This is a genomic window from Cupriavidus sp. 05N40, assembly GCF_056397305.1.
This window is the reverse complement of the sequence record NZ_JBFTND010000317.1, coordinates 1-6,258: the sequence shown is the minus strand read 5'-3', so window position 1 is coordinate 6,258 and position 6,258 is coordinate 1. Positions and strand designations below refer to the sequence as shown.

Sequence of the window (6,258 nt, the reverse complement as noted above, 5' to 3'; positions counted from 1 at the left end):
CGTTGTTGAGCGTGTTGACGTTGATGCTCTGCAGCTGGGCGATGTTCTGGTTGACGTTGACATTGACGTTGGCCACCGGGCCCAGTCCCTGCATCCAGGTGTTGGCGCCGCCGCGCACCGCGGCCAGGGACTTGCTGTCGAGTTCTTGGTTCAGGGGGAGGTCGCGCACGATGAGGGATGACATGTCGGTTCTCTTTGGCTTCACTGGATAACTTGAAATGCTCTTGATTGACTGGTTGCCAGCGGAGGTGGCARGGCCGCCTCCGCGCAAGCCGGGCCGTTCAACGATAGATGTTGTTCTGGGCGTTCTGSGTCGAGTTGACATGCGACTTGATGTCGTCCACGAAGGCAGCGTTGTTGCCRTTCATGTTGACSACGYTCTGSGTCTGGCCGATCAGYTGCGAGGCGTTGAAGGTCGAGTCGACCTTGACCGCGCTGAASACRGGCAGGAAGGGCACGAAGCCGCCGCGTACGGCGCGCATGGCGCCGGCGTCGAGTTCTTCGGTGACGGACAGGTCTTTGATGGCGATGGTAGTCATGACAGTTCTCCGGTACTCAGTGATGTGCGAATTCGGTTGGCGTGCTCGGCGGGGCCGGCGGCTTAGCGGTAGATGTTGTTCTGGGCGTTCTGGGTCGAGTTGACATGCGACTTGATGTCGTCGACGAAGGCTGCGTTGTTGCCATTCATGTTGTCGAGTTCTTCGGTGACGGACAGGTCCTTGATGGCGAGGGTGGTAGTCATGGCAGTTCTCCTTGGGAGCGATTGAACTTTGGGTTCGGTTGGTTTGAGCAGTGTTTCTGCGCTCGGGAGGTACAAACGCATGGAGTGTGCCAAGGCGGCATAGGGACGCGAAAATCGCCCGCAAACCCAGGCGGGGCTTGGAATAGGTTTTCCCCGAGCGTAGAGAATGACGTCAAGGCCCTGCGCGCGTCGTCCTGGATCTGGCGGGCGTAAACCAACACATCAGCGCCAAGTGTTTGCGATCACGCGACACGCATGGGCCCCTACATCGGCGAGCGGGACGTCGCGCGTCAGGCCGTCTGGACCAGGCCCCCGGGCATTGACCCATTTTCGCTGTGCCGGCTATCGTTGAACCTCACGCTGCGGCTGAGCGCCCGCTGGCGCAGCTTGCTGAGCCACATAGTGGCCGTGCGCGTGCCATAGCGAGGCAACTCGAGTTCGCCTGACTGCGAGCCCCACTTTCACCGCGCGCGCGAGGCGAGGCGCGAAGCAAGCCGCTCAGCCAGCGCCCGGTCAATGACTTCGAACGAACGGCTCGCCCGCTCATAGGCATACATATCGCCGGTGGCTATGTCGAACCACCAGCCGCTCAATACCAGAGCCCCGGCCGTGACTTGGTGGCGGACGATCGGGTAGGTCATTAGATGCTCGAGCTGCACAAGGACATTGAGTTGCGACAATTGGTCGTGCGGCTTCAGCCCGTCATTGAGCGGGCCTTCGTGTTCGAGGCGAAACGCTGCGTTGTTGGCGTGGTAAAGCCATTTATCGAGATTCGGTGCTTTCAGCTTCGGGTTGCGTGCATAGACAGCTTTCATGGCGCCGCATTCGGAATGCCCGCACACGACAATATTCGCGACTTTCAGCACCAACACCGCRTACTCAATCGCGCTTGCCTCGGAGAGGTCGCCGGTCGAGACCCCCTCCGCAGTCGCCGGCGGTATCAAATTGCCGACGTTGCGCATCGTAAAAAGATCGCCGGGATGAGTAGATGCGAGCAGGTCCGGCACAACCCGGCTATCCGAGCACGTGATGAAGAATGCATCAGGTTTCTGCGCTAGCGCGAGCTTACTGAACCGTTCTGCATATTGCGGTAGCATCTTCTCGCGAAATTCGACAATGCCCATTATGAGTTTGCGCATGGCGTGCCTCCGACACAGTTGAGCCCGACGATTCTCCCAGAGGAGCGGTGCATCGCTCGCTATGCATAAACGCGCGTTGCGCTCCCCCATTTGCGATGCTATTTTCGTGCGCACCCCACCCTTCTGGTTGAGCCTGGCCTGCCAGGCTGCCTAATACATGGTGTGATGTCCATCGGTCTGCTAACGTTTATTGAGCGATCGATCGCTCCAGATCCAGCATGTTCTGCGGGTGAACGCGGATAATGCCCCAGCGCGGACTGTCGACGTCTGCGATGAGGGACAGCGAGAGCGAGGCCGTCAGGGGGAGGACAAGCAGGAGCGCGACCTTGGCGCCTTTGCCGCGCACGCCGTAGCCCTGGAGCAGGATGCTGAAGAGGGCAATCGCAATCATCAACGACCAGGCGCCGGTCGGCACCCTGTTCCGCCAGGCCGCAGTCGTGTACCCGTGTGAATTGATGACGTCGTTCATGCCCGCCACCGCAAGTGCGGTAACGGGATCCGGCATTGCCCGCGCCGCATCCCTAACGCCATTCCACATTCGACCTTCAAGTTCGGCGGTGCGGATATCTATTTGCGCCAGCATTGCCGTGTCTCTTGATCGATAGAAGCTAATTCTTAGCGCGACATATTCGCGAAGCAATCCTTTGACCTCCGTGGCTCGGGCGTTATCGAGGAGATCGGCGCGGAGGTATTCGGTGCCGATGGCATTCGCTTCCTCTTCTTCCAGGTTCTTGCGCTGATCGTACCGGCCGACTGCCATCGACAAAGTAAAACCAATCAACAATGCGAAAAGCGTCAAGGTCGCGGTCTGCACGATGCTGAAGTCATCGCGCTCCTCATCGGTTAATGGCCGAAAACGCCGGAGCACGAGCGTTGCAAAGGACGCCACCCCAGTGAATACAATCAACAACAGTACGAAGAGCACAGCAGGACGGTCGACCATTTGCATCACGTTCCCCTGTTTCGTTGACCCGGACAACGGCTGGCCATCTCGATGACCCCGCACCTGCGATCCTAGCCGAATTCCCATTGTCGAAACCTCGTTTTCTGTTCGGTTGCGCCTATTCGTGGTGCTTTCTTACTAATTTCCGACCGGGGGAGTGGTTCGCTAACAAGCGTGCCGCGCGCATCTGGCTGGTGGCACGTCGGCTGTATAAAGGGAGGAGGTCGCGGCGAAGGGCCGTTCGTTACCGATCGGCGGTCATTTGGCGTGTGCAGCCAGATGCCTTTGCACATGGCCGATCTCTGCCGTTTGAACGATTGTCCCTCCCCGGGGACAGCGGGGTCAAAAAAGCCCGAACAGGTTGCCTAACGCAGCCGGACAGCGCGATGAACGGCCACATCAACAACCGCGCTCTGCGCGCCGATCTCCATGGTGAGTACGAGCGCTTTCAAGACGGCGTCAAGAAGGCCAAAGACGTCGACGACAAGGAATCGGCCTTGTATTGGCAGGGAGCGGTTTATGCGACCGTGATGATGGCTAATATGTTCGCGTCATCAAAAGGCAAGAGGAACTTGACGTACCACGAGCATCGCTGGGGTAGCCATGGCGCGGCGGTCAGTTCGGCCTGACGCCCAGGCAAAACATCGTGAGTTGTCCCTCCCATAGGGGGCCTATCTGGCGGACCACATCTCCGTAGGAACGCCCGTCGTAGACATGCTCGAAGACCTTCGGATCGATCAGTCGAACAGCGTCACCGTAACATCGGCATTTTGCCGCGTTCATCCCTTCTCGCTGAAGGCAAGTCGCGACAAACGGGCGCTCTCCGTTTGGATCGCCTGTGCGCGTGAGATATCGCGCAAAAGCTTCTGCGAGGCCGCGAGTGGCCGGCGAGCAGCCTTCCGCGTTTATCACGGCCTCAGCTTCCTTCCAAAGCGGCACATACTCGAGGGTCAGGTTAGTTGCCATGGTCGGCGCCTGGAGTGCGACAACAACGTGCTCGTTTGCCATTGCAAAGCGACATTTCTCGCGAGCCTGCGCCCAAAAACTCGCAAAGAACATCTGATGATCGAGAGGTAACGGCGGACCGCACTCGTGCTGAAGCACCTCAAGAGCATCCCCCCGGGTCTTGGCCCAGGTCTTACCACTTGGGCATGCTTTGTAGGGTGTGTTTGTCCCCGGCACGCTGGCCAGCGCCTCCTTCGAAGGTGGGTACGAACACAGGAAGCGCACACCAGGCCCGTACATCCGCCTCACCTGGTTGCCATAGGCGCTAATGAAAGAACTGTTTGCTTGGCTCTCAGTCGTACCCAAGACGATCCGGACAAACGGCCGGTTCGATTCATTGAGAATGCGACACTCGAACGCGAGCGCGAAGGCGTGAGACGCCACCAGCATCAAGAAAGCCGGCAGAAGGCGAATTGCGATACGCGGGCTCGGCATCTCTTTTTCTTCTGTTGAACCAAGGCTGGTCGAAAGGATCCTTGTCCTGAGGATAGGTCCCTCGCAAACTTCACCACTGTTCGCCGGCGCACAGACGAAATGCTGCGCGGTGCTGGTTGTGAAGCGAAGCGAATGCGGCCTCGGATCGGGCCCATGCGCCGAGCGTTGCATCGAGAATCTGGGCGTCGTTGGCAAGCAGAACGATGATTGCATCCGCGCAGGCGCAATCGGCTACCGAGGTGGCGAGCACGGCCTGGTTCCGATCGCAGACAACGAGTTCGAAGCCCGCCTGCCGCGCGCAACGAGCCATGGGCGCGGATCCCGACGCCGTGCTCGCCGGCAGCGTGCCTTACCTCCTGTGCGGTTTCCAAGAGGCTCGCCGGTTTCACTGATGAAACGCGAAGGGAGCGGTAAGCCGGCGATGCCCCACCAGTCGACTACAGATGACCTTGCAGTCGTGGTCTGTCGTCTTCTAAGTTTCTCATACGGCACATAGGTCGAGCGGTCTGCGCCAGGCGGCAGACAGCAGCGAGATGTCGAGGCAAGCCCGGGTCCCTGCGGACAGAATTAGATACGAAATCCTGGGACCCGGCGACACTGTCCTCTAGTGGGCAATGCATTCAAATCAGGGTCGAGTGACGTCAACGATGGCGCGGCCCAAGCGTTTATAAGGGCGAGGCAAGTTGACTCATAAAATCTGAGGAGAGGTACCATGATGAACAGATTCTGTGCGGTGGCCATTGCAGCGCTCTTTTCGGTAGGCTTTGCCTACGCTCAAACTGCCGCGCCTGGGGCAGCCGCCAAGCCTGCAGCGCCAGCCGCCGCTCCGGCAGCTTCCTCGAGCTGCGAAGCGAAGGCGGTCGACAAAAATGGCAAGCCGCTAGCTGGGGCCGCGAAAGCTTCCTCTATCAAGAAGTGCGAAAGTGGCAACAAAGGCGACGCATCAGCCGCCTGCGAAGCCAAGGCCGTTGGGAAGGACGGTAAGCAACTCGCCGGTGCTGCAAAGACGTCCTTCATGAAGAAGTGCCAGGCCGACGCCGGCAAATAATCTCGAATTTGAGAAAAGGCCGGCCACGCGCCGGTTTTTTCTGCCGCTCCGCCGCTGGCTTCAATGCATGATTACTGGCCAGCGTGGAGCAGGGGTCGCGGTCAGTTTGCTCCAGACACTCATTGTGATTAATAACGCCAGTCCTGAGTATTGGGTTTTGTGCGGACTTTGACGGTCGAGGGTGGGGCCTGCTGACGTTGTTCAGAGACTATTTGCGGGGCCGCGTTGGCGTATTGGTAGCAGTTGGCTGCCGACCCGTGTGAATGCCGATGAAGCGGGCGAGTGTCGCCGGAAACAAAAAAGCCCCTCGTCAATGCGAAGGGCCTTTCTTCCATCTCGACTGCCTAGGTGCAATGGCGCTTACAGCTTGCGAATCCGGGAGGCTTGCGGACCTTTCGGGCTGTCCTTGACTTCGAACTCGACTTTGGAGCCATCGTCTAAGGACTTGTACCCAGTACCCTGGATTTCGGAGTGATGAGCAAATAAGTCCTTGCCGCCATCATCTGGTGTGATGAACCCGAAGCCTTTTTCAGCGTTAAACCACTTTACGATACCAGTTGCCATCTCATCCTCATTGTTAGGAGCATGCATGCTGCATGCAGAAATAGAAAATCCAATCTGGACTTGCTATTCCAATGTAAGCATCCTGCCGTCGATTGCAGGAAAGTCATTTAGTTAGTGATCATAGCCGGGGAAACACATGCAGCCAAGGTGTCTAGGGTTTACCACGGGGGCACGCCATGAGGCCGCTCAGGCTGGTAGCGGAGTCACCGCTGGTTCTCGCATAAGCTTATTGGTGAAATGAGAATTAAAGGCAACTGATTCTCGCGACCTCGTGGTGGCCGCGTGCACGTCTCTGCCCAGCGAAAAAACCTGACACGGAAGCGAGGGAGGGCGGTGGGCCGAAAAGGAGCGCGTTGTAGGGTGGCAGCAAACTGAATCAGGT

The 6,258-nt window shown here is 58.5% G+C and carries 10 protein-coding genes; 2 read left to right on the top strand and 8 right to left on the bottom strand.

The window, feature by feature from the left end:
* The 5 genes from AC1DO7_RS38900 to AC1DO7_RS38880 all read right to left on the bottom strand — a co-directional run.
* The coding region (locus AC1DO7_RS38900) for a hypothetical protein (protein WP_477117392.1) at positions 1-184 on the bottom strand (184 nt) is incomplete at its 3' end.
* Between the two features lie 97 nt (positions 185-281).
* Positions 282-539 (bottom strand): hypothetical protein, encoded by a 258-nt coding sequence (locus tag AC1DO7_RS38895; protein ID WP_477117391.1) that lies wholly within the window; start codon positions 537-539, stop codon positions 282-284.
* 62 nt (positions 540-601) lie between these two features.
* Positions 602-742: a hypothetical protein gene (locus AC1DO7_RS38890; protein ID WP_477117390.1), complete on the bottom strand. Its 141-nt coding sequence runs from the start codon at positions 740-742 to the stop codon at positions 602-604.
* 461 nt (positions 743-1,203) lie between these two features.
* The gene (locus AC1DO7_RS38885; RefSeq protein WP_441624241.1) at positions 1,204-1,881 is read right to left on the bottom strand and encodes a carbonic anhydrase; all 678 of its coding nucleotides are present in this window, start codon (positions 1,879-1,881) and stop codon (positions 1,204-1,206) included.
* Positions 1,882-2,068: 187 nt separating this feature from the next.
* Entirely contained in the window at positions 2,069-2,830 is a 762-nt protein-coding gene (locus AC1DO7_RS38880; RefSeq protein ID WP_441624239.1) for a bestrophin-like domain, read from the bottom strand.
* Between the two features lie 380 nt (positions 2,831-3,210).
* Here AC1DO7_RS38880 and AC1DO7_RS38875 point away from each other — a divergent pair, with 380 nt between their 5' ends.
* On the top strand, positions 3,211-3,453 hold the full coding sequence (locus tag AC1DO7_RS38875) for a hypothetical protein (RefSeq protein WP_441624237.1): 243 nt from the start codon (positions 3,211-3,213) through the stop codon (positions 3,451-3,453).
* Here AC1DO7_RS38875 and AC1DO7_RS38870 read toward each other — a convergent pair.
* Both AC1DO7_RS38870 and AC1DO7_RS38865 read right to left on the bottom strand, forming a co-directional pair.
* Positions 3,440-4,264 carry a hypothetical protein gene (locus AC1DO7_RS38870; RefSeq protein WP_441624235.1) on the bottom strand — a complete coding sequence of 275 codons (825 nt, stop codon included), beginning with the start codon at positions 4,262-4,264 and terminating at the stop codon, positions 3,440-3,442. The genes AC1DO7_RS38875 and AC1DO7_RS38870 overlap by 14 nt on opposite strands.
* A gap of 70 nt (positions 4,265-4,334) precedes the next feature.
* Positions 4,335-4,514, bottom strand: a complete 180-nt coding sequence (locus tag AC1DO7_RS38865; protein ID WP_441624233.1) for a hypothetical protein — start codon at positions 4,512-4,514, stop codon at positions 4,335-4,337.
* Between the two features lie 465 nt (positions 4,515-4,979).
* Between AC1DO7_RS38865 and AC1DO7_RS38860 the strand changes: the two genes are divergently transcribed.
* The gene (locus AC1DO7_RS38860) at positions 4,980-5,312 is read left to right on the top strand and encodes a hypothetical protein (RefSeq protein ID WP_441624245.1); all 333 of its coding nucleotides are present in this window, start codon (positions 4,980-4,982) and stop codon (positions 5,310-5,312) included.
* Positions 5,313-5,672: 360 nt separating this feature from the next.
* On the opposite strand, the gene AC1DO7_RS38855 is transcribed toward AC1DO7_RS38860, so the two are convergent.
* Positions 5,673-5,876, bottom strand: coding sequence for a cold-shock protein (locus tag AC1DO7_RS38855; RefSeq protein WP_441624231.1), 204 nt, complete (start codon positions 5,874-5,876; stop codon positions 5,673-5,675).
* Between the last annotated feature and the right edge of the window lie 382 nt (positions 5,877-6,258).